Origin of the sequence: Sphingobacterium cavernae (genome assembly GCF_008520265.1) — a bacterium.
GTDB lineage: Bacteria > Bacteroidota > Bacteroidia > Sphingobacteriales > Sphingobacteriaceae > Sphingobacterium > Sphingobacterium cavernae.
This window is the reverse complement of record NZ_VIQM01000024.1, coordinates 20,302-36,142: the sequence shown is the minus strand read 5'-3', so window position 1 is coordinate 36,142 and position 15,841 is coordinate 20,302. Positions and strand designations below refer to the sequence as shown.

Below are 15,841 nucleotides of genomic sequence, written 5' to 3'. Positions count from 1 at the left end.
TATCTTTGTAGAAGATATGAGTGAACAAAAGATCGACGCAAATAATCTAATTTTCAAAAAGGCTGTTGCCTTTGTCAATCAAACCAACCAAAATCTTTTTCTTACAGGGAAGGCAGGAACGGGAAAGACTACTTTTCTGAAATATATCCGTGAAAACTGTTATAAGAAAATGGCAATCACGGCGCCGACTGGTGTAGCTGCGATGAATGCAGGCGGTACAACTTTGCATGCTTTATTCTGGTTACCTTTTGGTGTTTTTGTCGAAGATTATGAGTTGAAGTGGGATGAGCAAGACAACAATATTTATAACAAAAATCGTTTATTCTCCACGATCAAATTAACCAAACAACGTCGAGCAATTTTGCAAGAGTTGGAAATGTTAGTGATCGATGAAGTATCTATGGTGCGTGCAGATACGCTAGATGCAATTGATGTGATTTTGAAGTCTGTACGTCGCGATATGCGTCCTTTTGGTGGTGTTCAAGTGCTATTTATCGGAGATTTGTACCAGTTACCACCTGTTGTACGCGATCAGGAATGGCAGATTTTGCGCAATCATTATACGAGTCCTTTTTTCTTCAATGCAAAGGTGTTGCGTGCTACATCAATGATTAAATTGGAATTGCAACATATCTATAGACAAAGTGACGATAAGTTTATTTCTGTCCTAAATAATATCCGAAATAATGAGTGTGATCAACAGGATTTGGAGGAATTGAATGCACACTATAAAGAGGATTTTGTCCCAGAGAAAAACGAGCAATACATTACATTAACATCACATAATCGATTAGCAGATCAAATTAACCAAGAGGAATTGGCAAAGCTTTCGGGCAAAATGCACAATGTAAAAGCGGTTGTGAAGGATGATTTTCAGCAAGGAGCCTATCCGACAGAGGAAACGTTAACACTAAAGCTTGGCGCACAAGTGATGTTCATTAAGAATGATACAGGCGAAGATCGTAAATATTTTAATGGTAAGATAGGTGTTGTCAAAGAACTAAATTTAGACAAACATCAGGTTTTGGTAGGATTTAAGGACGGTTCCGAAGATGTGGTTGTACGTCGTGAGACTTGGGAAAATATCAAATACAAGTACAATAAGGGAGAAGACAAGATAGAAGAAGAGGTATTGGGTACGTTTTCTCAATTTCCGTTGCGGTTGGCTTGGGCGATTACGATTCACAAAAGTCAAGGTTTGACTTTCGAAAAAGCAATTATCGACGCCGGAACTTCGTTTGCAGCAGGACAAGTGTATGTTGCGCTGAGTAGGTTGACGGGTTTGGAAGGCTTGGTGCTTCGTTCCAAAATTGCGCCACATGCGATACGTACGGATTTTCAGGTTGTGGATTTTATGAAGCAGCTCGTGAAGGAAGATGAAGTCGATGAAATTTTAAAAAATAGTCAACGCGCCTATCTTGGACAGATTTTATTGCAAAGTTTTCGTTGGACAAGCTTGACGGAAGCTGTAAGTGAGCTGCAGGAAAGTTTGAAAGACCGTAACATCGATAACAAAGAAGGCGTGGTCTCGTTCTTTTATTTGTTAGAACAGTCTATTAAGACGCAAGAAAAAGTCGCGCATAAGTTTATGCAGCAATTGCATGTGATGCTTTCGGACAAGGCAGCATTGGATTATCACAAAATCTGCGAGCGCACGACTTCTGCTGTTAATTGGTTTTTGCCAAAAATGGATGAGGAGCTTCTCAAAGCTACCGAAAAACACATCGAAGACTGGACTATTCGTAAGCGAACGAAGAAATATATTCAAGAAGTCAAAGCATTGTTGCTGGATTTCAAACGTAAATATGAAGTTTTGAAGCATTGTCTGACTATAGCGGAAGCATTGACCAAAGAGCAAGTCTTGGATGATTTACCATTGCAGATAAATGTCGTAAAAGATGAATCAGTAAAAGTAGCTGACGACGATGTTAATGAAGAGAAAGATACTAAGCAAATTACGCTAGATATGTATCAGGATGGGGTGGATATTGCGCAGATTGCGCAAAAAAGAGGAATGGTCGAAGGTACGGTGTATGGGCATTTGATTCATTATGTAGGTGCAGAAATTGAGGCTGAAGAATTGATCGATCTCAAAAAACTGGATAGAATTCTTGATGTCCTTAAAGCAAACGAAGGTAAGTCTTCTTCGCAAATCAAAATCATCTTAGGTGATGATTATTCTTATCCAGAAATTAAGATTGGTCAAAAAGTGTTAGAAACTAAAGTTTAGCATTGTCTTCGCGATAAGCCTTTATTGTAATATATTTGTTGTGTTAATTTGAAGGCTTTGACAGCGAATAAAGATAAAAAGAAAGATTCTAAGCTGAATAAATGGTTAGTATTTACTTCCATGCCATTTCAAATGGGGGTGACCATTTATGTTTTTTATCTGTTAGGAGAGTGGCTGGATGGCAAGTATCAAGTCGAAGGTGGTTGGTGGACCAAAGGATTAACCATGTTGGGTGTTACGGTATCATTATTTCAATTTATCAAACAAGCCAACCGAATAAGTAAAAATGAATAACTATATTAGATATATTGTGATGTTACTCGTCGTTGGGGTAGCGTCTTATTTTGCACATACTTTAGTATTAAACGGAATAGAAACTAACCATTTCTGGGAGCAAACGGATTATACCCTGTTGGGGATGTATTCTTTTGGTGTTGGGATTTCCTTATTTGTAGTCGTATTGACGTTGTTGACACAATACGCAATGCCTAAAAATTTGGGTTTTGTGTTTTTGGCTTTGATGACAATTAATGCTATTGCAAGTTACATTTACATCAAAAATGGCTTAAATAAATTTGAAAATGACTTTATTGAATATAATTTCTTAGTTGTGTTTTTTCTGTTCCTTATTTTCGATGTTTTTGTAGCATTTAAGGCTCTTAATCAAGAAAATAATGCGCAGTAAACTTTTTATAAAAAAGTTTAAGTAAAACATATTATATGCCAAATAAAGTTGTATTTTTGCACAAAATTTTTCATTATTCAATAGTAATCTAAAATGGTGAATCTTAAAAGAGCACTTTTATTTTTAACAGTAATTTTATTTGCTGCCAATCCTTTCTTATCTCTAGCTGCTGAAGACGCACACGGTGAAACTCCAAAGTCTCAAGCGCAAGAAATTAATGAGCACATCGCACATCACTTGCAAGATGATCACTATTTTACTTTATTCAAAAAAGGTGAAGAATATGTAGGTTTTCCATTGCCAGTAATTTTGATTGATGGTGGTTTGAAAGTGTTTTCTTCTGGCGAGTTCAAAAAAGGAAACGGTGTAGTCGAGAAAGATGGTCAGTTTTACAAAAATTACCACGGTAAAATTTACAAAACTGATGCTGCTGGAACAATCAACTACGACGCTGAGCATCACCCAACAAATGCTAAGCCTTGGGATTTTTCTATCACGAAAAACGTTGTAGGTTTAATGTTAGCTGCATTGTTGTTGTTCTTAGGATTTACTGCATTAGCTAAAACTTACAAAAAAGGTGCGAACGCAATTCCTACTGGAGTAGGTCGTTTCTTAGAGCCTTTAGTATTATATGTACGTGACGAAATGGCTAAACCAAATATTGGTCACCGTTACAAAGAATTTATGCCTTATTTATTGTCTGTATTCTTCTTGATTTTCTTATTGAATATCATGGGTCTTACGCCAATTGGTTTCAACGTAACTGGAAATATCTCTGTTACATTGTGTTTGGCATTATTCACATTCTTTATCACAAATTTCAAAGCAAACAAAGATTATTGGAAGCACATTTTTTGGATGCCTGGTGTACCAGTGCCATTTAAAATTGTATTAGCGCCAATCGAAGTTTTAGGGATGTTCACGAAGCCATTCTCATTGATGTTGCGTCTTTTCGCTAACATCACTGCAGGTCACTCTGTAGTAATGGGTTTGATTGCTATCGTTTATTTATTCCAACAACAATTAACAGTGGGAGGTAGTATAGGTGTGTCTATGTTATTGACATTGATCTTATTCTTCTTAGAATTGTTAGTTGCATTTTTACAAGCGTTTATCTTCACGATGTTGTCATCACTATTCATTGGTATGGCTGTAGAAGAGCACGCGCATCATTAATCAGAATTTTTTGTTAAATTTTTATAAATAAATCATTATGTACAATTTAATTGGAGCAGGTTTAATCGTAATCGGTGCAGGTTTAGGTTTAGGTAAAATCGGTGGTTCTGCAATGGAAGCTATCGCTCGTCAACCTGAAGCAGCTGGTAAAATTCAAACTGCGATGATCATCATTGGTGCCTTAGTAGAAGGTTTAGCATTCGGTGCTTTAATCTTAGGTAAATAATCCAAGTTGATTGAAAGATCTAAACATGACTTGCAACGGTTGGTTGTAAGTCATGTTTAAAACAAAAAATTAAAGACAACAAATAGAAAAATTCATATTTTATAAGCAAATATAATGGACGCATTAATTAATCAGTTCTCATACGGTTTGTTCTTTTGGCAATTAATTATCTTATTGATTGTAATCTTTATTTTAGGAAAATTTGCTTGGACACCTATCGTTAATGCTTTAGAGGAACGTGAAAAAGGAATTTCTGATGCTTTGGCTTCTGCAGAGAAAGCTAAATTGGAAATGGCACGTTTGACTAACGAAAACGAGCAATTGTTGAAAGAAGCACGCGAAGAACGTGACGCAATCTTGAAAGAAGCAAAAGAGTTGAAAGATAAAATCGTTGCGGAAGCGAAATTATCTGCGCAAACTGAAGGTGCAAAATTAATTGAATCTGCAAAACGTGAGATCGAAGATCAAAAATTAAAAGCGTTGGCAGAAGTTAAAAACCAAGTATCTGCATTGTCATTAGACATCGCACGCAAAGTTTTGACAAAAGAATTTGAAGACCAAGGTAAACAAGAAGCATTAGTGTCTGACTTGTTGAAAGACGTGAAATTAAACTAATATTGATAGCGTTAGCTTTTTAATATTAATAGTTTTTAATTTTTAATTTTATAAAATGTCAGTATTCAAAGTTGCTTCGAGATATGCTAAATCTATTTTGGATTTGGCAAAAGAGAAAGGTACGTTAGAGCAGGTGAAAGCCGAGATGGAAGAGGTTGCGAAAGTAATCAAATCTAGTTCGGAATTGAAAGCTGTATTGGCGAATCCTATCGTAAAAACAGATAAGAAGCAAAATATCTTAAAAGCATTATTCGAAGGTAAAGTAAGTGCAGAAGTGTCTACATTCTTCGATATCATGGTACGCAAAGGTCGTGGCGAATTAGTATACGCTACAGCTTTAGAGTTTGTTCGTGAATACAACGAATTGAAAGGTATCGTGAAAGCTGAAGTTATTTCAGCACAACCATTGTCTGCAGCTAATGTACAATCTTTAGGCAATACAATTGCTCAACAAATAAATGCGAATGTTATCCTTACGAATAAAGTAGATACATCATTGATCGGTGGATTTATCATTAAAGTAGGCGATAAGCAATTGGATGAGAGTATTGCTGGAAAATTAAATAAATTAGAAAGACATTTCATCAATCAAGGTGTTTAATCACATTGATGTAGTAAAAGTTAATAGAATCTAAAACCCCTTATACGAAGTAAAATGATAGAGGTAAGACCAGATGAAGTTTCGGCAATTCTAAGAGAGCAATTGTCAGGCTTTAAGTCAGAGGCCGAATTAGAGGAAGTAGGTACCGTGCTTACAGTTGGTGACGGTATTGCTCGCGTTTACGGCTTAACAAAAGTTCAATCAGGTGAGTTGGTTGAATTTTCAAACGGATTACAAGGTATTGTATTAAACTTAGAAGAAGACAACGCAGGTGTTGTACTTTTAGGTCCTTCAGATGAAATCAAAGAAGGTGATACAATCAAACGTACAAATCGTATCGCATCTATTAAAGTAGGTGAAGGTATGCTTGGCCGTGTAGTTAATACTTTAGGTCAACCAATTGATGGTAAAGGACCTATCGTTGGCGAAACTTATGAAATGCCTATCGAGCGTAAAGCTCCTGGTGTTATCTACCGTCAGCCAGTAACTGAGCCATTACAAACTGGTATCAAAGCTATCGATGCGATGATTCCTGTTGGTCGTGGACAACGAGAGTTAGTAATCGGTGACCGTCAAACTGGTAAAACAGCGGTATGTATCGATACTATCATCAACCAAAAAGAATTTTATGATGCTGGTCAACCAGTATTCTGTATATATGTTGCAGTTGGTCAAAAGAACTCTACAGTAGCTAATATTGTACGTGTATTGGAAGAAAGAGGTGCTATGGCTTACACAGTTGTAGTTGCTGCTTCTGCTGCTGATCCTGCTCCACTTCAATTCTACGCGCCAATGGCGGGTGCTGCTATCGGAGAATTCTTCCGTGATACAGGTCGTCCAGCATTGATCGTATATGATGATTTGTCAAAACAAGCGGTAGCTTACCGTGAGGTGTCATTGTTATTGAAACGTCCTCCAGGCCGTGAGGCTTACCCAGGTGACGTTTTCTACCTTCACTCTCGTTTATTAGAGCGTGCAGCGAAAATCAACTCTTCAGATGATATAGCTCGTAACATGAATGACCTTCCTGAGTCTATCAAGCACTTGGTAAAAGGTGGTGGTTCATTGACAGCTCTTCCTATCATCGAGACTCAAGCAGGTGACGTGTCCGCATATATCCCTACTAACGTAATCTCAATTACAGATGGTCAGATCTTCTTAGAATCTAACTTATTCAACGCAGGTATCCGTCCAGCGATCAACGTAGGTATCTCGGTATCACGTGTAGGTGGTAACGCACAGATTAAGTCGATGAAGAAAGTATCTGGTACATTAAAATTAGATCAAGCACAATACCGTGAGTTGGAAGCTTTCGCTAAATTCGGTTCGGATTTAGATGCAGCTACTAAATCAGTATTAGATAAAGGTGTTCGTAACGTTGAGATCTTGAAACAAGGTCAGTTCTCACCAGTATCAGTTGAAAAGCAAACAGCTATCATCTATGCAGGTACAAAAGGATTGTTGCGTAATGTTCCTGTGAACAAAGTACGTCAATTCGAAGAGGAATACTTGACGCAATTAGAGCAACGTCATCCAGAAGTATTGTCAGCATTAAAAGCTGGTAAATTCTCAGATGAGTTAACAGACGTTTTAGAAAAAGTAGCTAAAGAATTAGCTTCAAAATATTAATTAGATAAGAGTATAGAGTATTGAGTAGGGAGTATCTTACTCAATACGCAATACTCCTTACTCAAATCTCTATTAAAATATGGCAAATTTAAAAGAAGTAAGAAACCGTATCACCTCGGTGACATCCACGCAGCAGATTACCAAAGCCATGAAAATGGTTTCTGCGGCAAAATTAAAGCGTGCGACGAATGCTATCGTGCAATTGCGCCCTTATGCCAATAAATTAAGAGATATTCTTGCTCAAGTTTCAGCTTCTGTAGAAGGAAATGATTCTCCATATACTCAAGATAGAGTGCCTACTAAGGTTTTGATCGTAGTAGTGACTTCAAATAGAGGTTTGGCAGGAGCTTTCAATGCTAATGCTATTAAAACGACGAATAACTTGATCGCTGCTAAATATGCGGATCAATTTGCGAGAGGTGATGTAAGTATGATTGCTATTGGTAAGCGTGGTCATGACTTCTTCTCTAAGCGTAATTTCAACGTTATTGGCAATCATAATGAATTATTCAACAACTTAGATTTCGAAAACGTATCTAAAGTGACTGAATACATCATGAATGAATTCAAAGAAGGAAATATCGACCGTGTAGAGGTTGTTTACAACCAATTCCGCAATGCTGCAGTACAAGTTTTGACTTCAGAACAATTGTTACCTCTATTGCCTGAAGAAAAGAAAGAAGACACTGTAGAATTGGATTACATTATCGAGCCTTCAAAAGAAAAAATCATTGAAGAATTAATCCCTAAAGCGATTAAGATTCAATTGTACAAAGCGGTATTAGATTCTAATGCTTCGGAGCACGGAGCACGTATGACTGCGATGGATAAGGCAACAGAAAATGCTGGTGACTTATTAAAGCAATTGAAACTTTCATACAACCAAGCTCGTCAAGCAGCTATTACTACAGAGCTTACAGAGATTGTTTCGGGTGCAGCTGCACTTTCAAACGGCTAAATAATTCCTTCGGGAATCTCAATAGAAAAGCGATGAAATTAATTTCATCGCTTTTTTTTGCTTTAAACTATTACCAAAAAGTTTCAACATTAAATGAGTGATAGTATAAATAGTTATGCTTCGTTAAAACTGTTGCATTGCTCTTATACAATTGGATTAACTCTATTGAGTATATCCATTGAATATCATTAGTTGTTATTTGTTAAATATACAGGCTTAATTAGTGTTTCAAAAATCACGTATTAAAAGGTTAGAATTAGCTACATTTTCAACATACATTTTGTTTATTGCTACAGCATAGCGTTTTATTAGGACATAAAAATGGGGCTTATTGATAAAGCCCCATTCAATTTATTTAAAAAGTATTTGTTACTTATTTGCTTGTTTGAATTCTAAAAACTCTTTATGAAGTCTTAACAATTTGAAAGTAGAACTTACCATTTCATTTGTCTCAAGTAAGATAGAGAAGTATAATCTCGTATTTCTTGGACTAGTATCTGTTGTTCTAATATCATTGATTTGAAGATCCATTAATTCATTGATGGTGCTCTGAATCTTGTTACGTTGATTCATTACACTATCAATATTGGTAAATTCAAGGCGCTTGTACATATTGTATATTTCAGCATACCAATTACTCAATTGCTTGGTAACTAGACGAAGATCTTCACCACGACTCGTTCTTAGCGGCTTGTGATTATTGTCAACATGACTGTGTGCATTATTGGCAATGATGTACAGGTTTTCAATAATATCTTGAAGATAACCTAACGAAATAATGTAGTAACGGCTTGATTTAGCTGAATTATCATCCAAGTTGCGGATGAAGTTATACAAATTATCGTTAGTAGAATCCAAATCCTTATTGAGCTTCTTAATTAGTTTTTTGTTGATGGATAATGACGTTAAATCTGTTTTAATAAGATTCTCAATTACCTCACTATAGAATAAGTTTGCTTTTGCGACTACTTCACTTATCTGATTGGAGCTCGCTTCCGTCACTTGTTGAACAGAACGAATGTCTGTTTTTTCCAATTGAAGTTTACGTTCTGCTTGTTCAGCCACTTTTTTCTTATGGCTACGTGCATTTTGGAATAATAATAAAGCCAACACGATCAATGCGACAACAAAACTTACAATGCCGCCAATTTTTAAGAAGTAAGCGATTACAAATGCACCAGTAAATGCACAAGCTGCTGTGAAGAACCATCCACCTATTACATGAAAAACACCTGATACACGATATACCGCAGATTCACGATCCCATGCTCTATCTGCAAATGCTGTACCCATTGCCACCATGAAAGTCACATAAGTCGTGGATAAAGGTAATTTCATTGAAGTTCCCAAAGCGATTAGACTACTCGCTACCATCAAGTTTACAGATGCACGAACCATGTCAAACATAGGTTCATCTTTTGACTTTTGTGTAGTAGCTGATACTGTCTGCTCAAATCGTTTATCCAACTTTGATTGCAATGTACGAGGCATCACGTACGATAACACATTACCTAAATTTACAAAACCTCTTACAATCCATCTTGATAATGTATTGGGTTGGAATTTTTCTGTAGATGAGTCTTGGCTACTCAAGCTCATTTCTGTTTCGATAACCGTACGAGCTTTCTTAGATGTCCATAATGTAAAGATCATAATCAATCCACTGACAGATAAGATCCACATTGGAGCTACAATCTCCGATGAAGCCAATTCTGACATCATGTATGTATTGGGATCTATTCCTGTACCAGCCGCTTTGAAAAATCCTATAGACTGAATAGCAGCTACAGGTACACCGATAAAGTTTACTAAGTCATTTCCTGCAAAAGAAAGTGCCAGACCAAAAGTACCAACGCCAATAATTACTTTAAGTATATTGATATTAAGACGCGTAAGTATAAAACTAAAAATAGTAAAAACGACAAAGCTTCCCCCTAATAGGGTTAATTCATGTGTGCTTATCCAAGATTGCACATCTTTGCTAATAAATGTTACAGACTTTAATCCTTTGATTAAAATAAAATAAGAAATCAAAGCTAGTGCAAGACCTCCAAAGAAAACACCAAAAGTCTTTATTCGTTTTTGAAATTGAAAAGTAAACAACACACGTGATACGTATTGTACGAGCATACCCAATGTAAATGATATCGCTACAGACAATAAGATACTTACAACTATTTCAGAAGCTTTTTTTGTGTTAATATATTGTGAAAGTGTGCTATAATCACCTGAGGACATCATTATTTTGTATAAGGCTAAACACACAGCTGCTCCAAGTAATTCAAAAACTATAGATACGGTGGTAGAGGTAGGTAATCCAAAATAATTAAATACGTCAAGCAAGATAATATCGGTAATCATGACGGCAAGGAATATGACCATGACATCATTAAAACTGAACATACTCGGGACGTAAATCCCGCTTCGGGCAATTTCCATCATCCCACTGGAAAAAACCGCACCACACAGAATACCTGCTGATGCAAGTATCATAATTAGTCGGAAAGAAAGGGCTTTTGATCCTAAACCAGAGTTTAGAAAATTCACAGCATCATTACTAACACCAACCATCAAGTCGATGACTGCTAAAACTATAAGTGTAATGATGACTAAATAAAGGTAGTGTTCCATACTTATATAAAGTTAACCCTACAAAAGTATGAAGCTAATGTTAACTTAATGTTAACATTAGCTAATTTTGATTTATTTAAAACATTGTAATACAGATTCTGCCATTAAGCTTATACCTGCCATACTTGTATGTACGCCGTCATATGCCCAGTATTTTCCATCGGCTTCTTTTCCTGCCTTGTCAAATATGCTTTGGTAAGGTATGAATACTGCCTTGTATTCAGTTGCGATCTCTTTACTTACGCGCTGATAATCGCCAAATTCAGGATACCAGCTGTTGTCCACATGTTGTACATCTTTGACACCGAAAGGTTCTCCGATGATTAATTTTACATTAGGAAGATGCTGAAGCGTAAGATCCAGCATTTTTTGGTATTGTGCTTTATACTCCGCTGCTGATCCGTTATAGTTTCCATTTCGTTTATGCCAATAATCGTTGACACCAATCAGAACACTCAATACATTTGGCTTAATATCCAAGCAATCTTTTTGCCAACGCTCAATTAATTGAGGTACTTTATGACCACTGATTCCACGGTTATAGATTTGCAAATCTTTAGAAGCATGTTTATGTAAAAGTGTACGTGCAGCGTGTGCAGCATAACCTTTCCCCATCGCGTCTAAATCATTCGGACCAAGTCGATCTCTACTACGTCCGTGGTCTGTTATCGAATCGCCTTGAAATAGAATGATGTCGTTTTTGCGTAATTCAATTTTATTATTTTTTGCGGCAAATGATTCAGCATGAGTCAAGTTACTGCCAATAACAGTTGTGCCGATAGCTGCAAGCGATTGTTTTAGAAAACTTCTTCTGTCTTTCATAGTTTAAGGTTTATAACCCTAAAGTAGCGATATTAACAGAATTTATCAATTCCTTGCTTGATGATTTGACAAGCTTCATTGATTTCTTCCTTAGAAATAGTCAATGGAGGCGCTACACGTAAAGCCGTTTCGCAGTGTAAATACCAGTCTATCATGATGCCGTTGTCAGCACAGTATTTACTAACATTATATACTTGATCAAAGTTTTCTAACTGCAAACACATCATTAAACCCAATCCGCGAATTTCTTTGATTTTTGGATGCGCTAGTTCCTGACGGAATAATAGTGCTTTTTCTTCTACTCCTTCCACCAGCTGCTCTTCTAGAATTACTTTCAGCGAAGCTAATGCTGCAGCGCAAGAAACAGGGTGACCACCAAATGTCGTGATATGTCCCAACATCGGATTGGCTTTGATAACATCCATAATTTTTTTAGGTGCTACAAACGCACCTAAAGGCATACCGCCTCCAATACCTTTTGCCAACATCAAAATATCAGGAACGACACCAAAATGTTCAAATGCAAACAGCTTACCTGTACGTCCAAAACCTGTTTGAATTTCATCGAAGACTAATAATGCACCAACCTCCGTACATTTAGCACGTAATGCTTGCATATATTCCGCAGATGGTACACGTACACCTGCTTCGCCTTGGATAGCTTCTACAATGACTGCAGCAGTTTTATCTGTAATAGTTTCTAAATCTGTCTGGGAGTTAAACTCGATAAAGTCAATTTCTGGTAGGAGAGGAGCGTAAGCTTCTTGATATTGTGTACCACCTATTAAACTCAAAGCACCTTGTGTACTGCCATGATACGCATTCTTAGCCGCAATAATTTGCCGACGACCTGTGTATCGTTTCGCAATTTTCATCGAACCTTCTACAGCCTCCGCGCCCGAATTGGTTAAGTAAACTGAACCAAAAGATGAGGGCAGGTTTTCTAATAGTTTAGTCGCAAACTGTACTTGTGGCGCTTGTACAAACTCCCCATAAACCGTTACGTGCAAATATTTTTCCAATTGCTCTTGAATTGCTGCAATCACTTTAGGATGGCGATGACCAATATTACTTACATTAAAACCAGATACTAAGTCTAAATATTTCTGTCCTTGAGGTCCGTAAAGGTAAGAAGCTTCAGCTTTTTCAATTTCTATAAGTCGTGGACTTTCTGATGTTTGAGCTGTGTTTTTCAGGAAAAGCTCTCTATTACTAATCATAGGACAAAGGTACTAATGATTAATTAAGTGAAAAAGTTAATGTTTGTTTGTTTTTTTTATCAATAATTTTACCTTAGAATTAAATCAAAGACTTTTATTATGAAATATTTTTATATTTTCTTGTCCATTATACTGTTGAGTAGCTGTGAGCCATTATTTAATGATCTAATATGTAGTTATGAAGGATATCGAACTAAAAAAGATAATATGAATAGATGTTATTATACCAATGGTATTGGACAAGAGATTTTCGTTGATAATTCTTATTGTAATTGTTTATTATAACTTTATAAAGATAAATATGAAAATTAACTATATCAGTTTTCTCCTATTTGGAATATTTCTTTTGACTACAGCTTTTCATTGTGAACCAGTTCGTCCAGAGGCCTTTCCAATTGAAGAATTAAAGGATGCGAAAGTTTTTGCCACTATTACACCAGCTAAAGATGTATATAAAGTCGGAGATATAATCAAATGTGTTTTGAAGGTTAATAAAAGTGACTGGAATAATTGGAAAGGATTTAGTTCTGCAATTTATAGCACGTTTATACTTTTTGATAATAATAACAATGATGGAAGATATTTATCTCCATTATTTGATATTAGTAAGATGAATAATTCAATCGTAAGTCATAATAATGAAACTTATTTTGAACAAATTATTTATTATGAACTTTTAGAAAGTAAAAATTATCTTTTGGGAGTTAGATTTCGATATTTATCGGAGAATAAAAACTTAAGTTTTGATACATTCTTAGAGGTTGAGTACTGGGAAAACGAAGTGACGTATCACCAAATGGTTCCTATATATTTTACTAATAACAATCAACGATATATTACCTTAAATGTTGTGGAGTAAAATAATAAACTCATTTAATTAGAAGAAAAGTTGTTAGATACTTTCTGTTGTCTATATGAAATAGTAAAGCCCCAATCAACGATTGAGGCTTTACAAAATATCTAAAAGACCTAATTATTCTGCGATAATCAAGAAATAATTTTTTTTACCTTTTTGCGCAACTAAATATTTGTTGTTGATTAAATCGCCAGCTGTTACAGTTTGTTCGATATCGCCTAATTTTACTTTATTCAGTGATACGCCACCGCCAGTCAACATTTTCTTAGCTTCGCCTTTTGAAGCAAAAACTTGCGTTTGTACGGCTAATAAGTCCAAAATATTAACTCCAGATTCCAATTCAGCTTTGCTAATTGTAAATTGAGGTACACCATCAAAAACTTCCAAAACTGTATCGTGTTCTAAATTCGCCAAGAATTCCAAAGAACCATTACCAAATAAGAACTCGGAAGTTTTAACCGCTGTCTCGTAAGCCTCTTTAGAGTGTGTACGGATCGTGATATCCTCCGCCAAAGCTTTCTGTACGATACGTAAATGTGGCGCAGCATCATGTTCAGCTACGATAGCTTCGATTTCTTCTTTCGAACGTAGTGTAAAAATATTAATCCAGTTTTTCGCATCGTCATCCGTTGCATTCAACCAGAATTGGTAATATTTGAAAGGCGAAGTTTTCTTCGGGTCTAACCATACTGCACCAGATTCCGTTTTACCGAATTTCTGACCGTCAGATTTTTTAATCAACTGCGTAGTCAATGCGTAAGCTGTACCTTGGTCTTGACGACGAATCATCTCCGAACCTGTTACAATATTTCCCCACTGATCCGAACCACCCATTTGGATTTTGCAATTGTGGTGTTTCCACAAATAATAAAAATCATATCCTTGAATCAGTTGATAAGTAAACTCCGTGAACGATAATCCGTTATCACCTTCTAAACGTTTCTTTACCGAATCCTTAGACATCATATAGTTGACCGTAATCAACTTACCTACGTCACGAATAAAATCCAAAAAGCTGAAATCTTTAAACCAATCGTAGTTATTTACCATTTTAGCGTCGTTTTCGCCGTCGCCAAAATTTAAAAACTTTGCCAATTGATTTTTAAGACAAGTTACATTGTGATTCAATGTAGCTTCGTCTAAAAGATTTCTTTCTGCAGACTTGAACGATGGATCACCGATCATTCCTGTAGCACCTCCGACAAGGGCAACAGGTTTGTGTCCTGCATTTTGAAAATGGATTAAAGTCATGATTTGAGTCAAATGCCCCACATGTAAAGAATCGCCAGTTGGGTCAAAACCGATATAACCTGAAACTTTTTCTTTGTTCAGTAAATCTTCTGTTCCCGGCATGATATCTTGAAGCATGCCTCTCCAACGTAATTCTTCTACAAAACTCATAACGATATGATTATATATTTTTTGATTTAAGATTGCAAAGATAGCAGATTATGACGTATATTACGACTAATAATTCTGTAATTGCTGCATTTTGAATTTTTTGTCACATTACTATTTCGAACGATATGCTGTTCATTCTGAGCAAGTGTTAGGCGGACTTTTGCCTGATTTATTAAAGAATGCAGACAAAGACAATTCTTTTCAGCTTCATAAATTTTCACCCATGCTGCCGATAGGTATAAAGAGTGAATCGATTACGGAGGGATGGAAAAGACATCTTTTGGTAGATAAAATTTTTCATAGTTCAGATTTCTTTTACCATCATACCCATCAAATTCGTAAAATCATTGAGCAAAACGTTGTCGATTTACCAGTTAGAGCATCTTTTTTAGCCCACATTAGCTTAGAATTATTACTTGACCACAAGCTTATAGCGAATAATCTACTTTCCGTATCTCGATTGTACGAACATTTAGAACATATTGATAAAATTACTTTAACAAAGTACTTGGAAACTTTTGAGACAGTGGATGTAGAAAGATTTTACAACTTTTATGATAGATTTGTTTCCTCAAAATATATCTTTGACTATGCAAAAGTGGAAAATCTTCCACATGCATTATTCAATATTTGTAAGAGAGTATGGAAATTTACACCTGAAAAGCGTCATTTTGAAGTACTCGCAATGCAGCTAGATGAATACCAACGCGAGAAATTGAAAGATTATTACGATATCTATATATCTATCACGCAACAGCTGGATTAAAAGTTTTAATGACCAAAATATTAAT

The 15,841-nt window shown here is 35.9% G+C and carries 15 protein-coding genes; 11 read left to right on the top strand and 4 right to left on the bottom strand.

The features are described from left to right. Positions 1–16 precede the first annotated feature (16 nt). From FLS47_RS18865 to atpG, 9 genes are all read left to right on the top strand, one after another. On the top strand, positions 17–2,230 hold the full coding sequence (locus FLS47_RS18865; protein ID WP_149913033.1) for a helix-turn-helix domain-containing protein: 2,214 nt from the start codon (positions 17–19) through the stop codon (positions 2,228–2,230). Positions 2,231–2,287: 57 nt separating this feature from the next. Further along, the gene (locus FLS47_RS03630) at positions 2,288–2,524 is read left to right on the top strand and encodes an AtpZ/AtpI family protein (protein WP_223225118.1); all 237 of its coding nucleotides are present in this window, start codon (positions 2,288–2,290) and stop codon (positions 2,522–2,524) included. Continuing rightward, positions 2,517–2,915 (top strand): hypothetical protein, encoded by a 399-nt coding sequence (locus FLS47_RS03625; RefSeq protein ID WP_149913032.1) that lies wholly within the window; start codon positions 2,517–2,519, stop codon positions 2,913–2,915. The genes FLS47_RS03630 and FLS47_RS03625 overlap by 8 nt, the downstream gene beginning before the upstream one ends. 93 nt (positions 2,916–3,008) lie before the next feature. Further along, on the top strand, positions 3,009–4,091 hold the full coding sequence (atpB, locus tag FLS47_RS03620) for a F0F1 ATP synthase subunit A (RefSeq protein WP_149913031.1): 1,083 nt from the start codon (positions 3,009–3,011) through the stop codon (positions 4,089–4,091). A 37-nt stretch (positions 4,092–4,128) separates the two neighbouring features. Next, the gene (gene atpE / locus FLS47_RS03615; protein ID WP_039053475.1) at positions 4,129–4,317 is read left to right on the top strand and encodes an ATP synthase F0 subunit C; all 189 of its coding nucleotides are present in this window, start codon (positions 4,129–4,131) and stop codon (positions 4,315–4,317) included. A 114-nt stretch (positions 4,318–4,431) separates the two neighbouring features. Continuing rightward, positions 4,432–4,932, top strand: a complete 501-nt coding sequence (locus tag FLS47_RS03610) for a F0F1 ATP synthase subunit B (RefSeq protein WP_149913030.1) — start codon at positions 4,432–4,434, stop codon at positions 4,930–4,932. A 55-nt stretch (positions 4,933–4,987) separates the two neighbouring features. Further along, positions 4,988–5,533 (top strand): ATP synthase F1 subunit delta, encoded by a 546-nt coding sequence (atpH, locus tag FLS47_RS03605; RefSeq protein WP_149913029.1) that lies wholly within the window; start codon positions 4,988–4,990, stop codon positions 5,531–5,533. Between the two features lie 54 nt (positions 5,534–5,587). Next, a complete protein-coding gene (gene atpA, locus FLS47_RS03600) occupies positions 5,588–7,162 on the top strand; it encodes a F0F1 ATP synthase subunit alpha (protein WP_149913028.1) in 1,575 nt (524 codons plus the stop codon). Between the two features lie 79 nt (positions 7,163–7,241). After that, on the top strand, positions 7,242–8,120 hold the full coding sequence (gene atpG / locus FLS47_RS03595; protein WP_149913027.1) for an ATP synthase F1 subunit gamma: 879 nt from the start codon (positions 7,242–7,244) through the stop codon (positions 8,118–8,120). Between the two features lie 369 nt (positions 8,121–8,489). Here atpG and FLS47_RS03590 read toward each other — a convergent pair whose 3' ends face one another. The 3 genes from FLS47_RS03590 to FLS47_RS03580 all read right to left on the bottom strand — a co-directional run bounded on the left by FLS47_RS03590 (position 8,490) and on the right by FLS47_RS03580 (position 12,793). Next, positions 8,490–10,751 carry an inorganic phosphate transporter gene (locus tag FLS47_RS03590; RefSeq protein ID WP_149913026.1) on the bottom strand — a complete coding sequence of 754 codons (2,262 nt, stop codon included), beginning with the start codon at positions 10,749–10,751 and terminating at the stop codon, positions 8,490–8,492. A 72-nt stretch (positions 10,752–10,823) separates the two neighbouring features. Further along, on the bottom strand, positions 10,824–11,573 hold the full coding sequence (locus FLS47_RS03585) for an SGNH/GDSL hydrolase family protein (RefSeq protein ID WP_149913025.1): 750 nt from the start codon (positions 11,571–11,573) through the stop codon (positions 10,824–10,826). A gap of 32 nt (positions 11,574–11,605) precedes the next feature. Further along, positions 11,606–12,793 carry an aspartate aminotransferase family protein gene (locus tag FLS47_RS03580; protein ID WP_149913024.1) on the bottom strand — a complete coding sequence of 396 codons (1,188 nt, stop codon included), beginning with the start codon at positions 12,791–12,793 and terminating at the stop codon, positions 11,606–11,608. Positions 12,794–13,094: 301 nt separating this feature from the next. Here FLS47_RS03580 and FLS47_RS03575 point away from each other — a divergent pair, with 301 nt between their 5' ends. Then, entirely contained in the window at positions 13,095–13,652 is a 558-nt protein-coding gene (locus FLS47_RS03575) for a hypothetical protein (RefSeq protein WP_149913023.1), read from the top strand. Between the two features lie 114 nt (positions 13,653–13,766). On the opposite strand, the gene tyrS is transcribed toward FLS47_RS03575, so the two are convergent. Further along, positions 13,767–15,050 (bottom strand): tyrosine--tRNA ligase, encoded by a 1,284-nt coding sequence (tyrS, locus tag FLS47_RS03570; protein ID WP_149913022.1) that lies wholly within the window; start codon positions 15,048–15,050, stop codon positions 13,767–13,769. Between the two features lie 100 nt (positions 15,051–15,150). Between tyrS and FLS47_RS03565 the strand changes: the two genes are divergently transcribed. Beyond that, positions 15,151–15,816: a hypothetical protein gene (locus tag FLS47_RS03565; RefSeq protein WP_149913021.1), complete on the top strand. Its 666-nt coding sequence runs from the start codon at positions 15,151–15,153 to the stop codon at positions 15,814–15,816. Positions 15,817–15,841: the final 25 nt, after the last annotated feature.

Bases quoted from the DNA above. Each gene is read 5' to 3' on its own strand.
- FLS47_RS18865 (WP_149913033.1), top strand. From the start codon at position 17: ATGAGTGAACAAAAGATCGACGCAAATAATCTAATTTTCAAAAAGGCT.
- FLS47_RS03625 (WP_149913032.1), top strand. From the start codon at position 2,517: ATGAATAACTATATTAGATATATTGTGATGTTACTCGTCGTTGGGGTA.
- atpB (WP_149913031.1), top strand. From the start codon at position 3,009: ATGGTGAATCTTAAAAGAGCACTTTTATTTTTAACAGTAATTTTATTT.
- atpE (WP_039053475.1), top strand. From the start codon at position 4,129: ATGTACAATTTAATTGGAGCAGGTTTAATCGTAATCGGTGCAGGTTTA.
- FLS47_RS03610 (WP_149913030.1), top strand. From the start codon at position 4,432: ATGGACGCATTAATTAATCAGTTCTCATACGGTTTGTTCTTTTGGCAA.
- atpH (WP_149913029.1), top strand. From the start codon at position 4,988: ATGTCAGTATTCAAAGTTGCTTCGAGATATGCTAAATCTATTTTGGAT.
- atpA (WP_149913028.1), top strand. From the start codon at position 5,588: ATGATAGAGGTAAGACCAGATGAAGTTTCGGCAATTCTAAGAGAGCAA.
- atpG (WP_149913027.1), top strand. From the start codon at position 7,242: ATGGCAAATTTAAAAGAAGTAAGAAACCGTATCACCTCGGTGACATCC.
- FLS47_RS03590 (WP_149913026.1), bottom strand. From the start codon at position 10,751: ATGGAACACTACCTTTATTTAGTCATCATTACACTTATAGTTTTAGCA.
- FLS47_RS03585 (WP_149913025.1), bottom strand. From the start codon at position 11,573: ATGAAAGACAGAAGAAGTTTTCTAAAACAATCGCTTGCAGCTATCGGC.
- FLS47_RS03580 (WP_149913024.1), bottom strand. From the start codon at position 12,793: ATGATTAGTAATAGAGAGCTTTTCCTGAAAAACACAGCTCAAACATCA.
- FLS47_RS03575 (WP_149913023.1), top strand. From the start codon at position 13,095: ATGAAAATTAACTATATCAGTTTTCTCCTATTTGGAATATTTCTTTTG.
- tyrS (WP_149913022.1), bottom strand. From the start codon at position 15,050: ATGAGTTTTGTAGAAGAATTACGTTGGAGAGGCATGCTTCAAGATATC.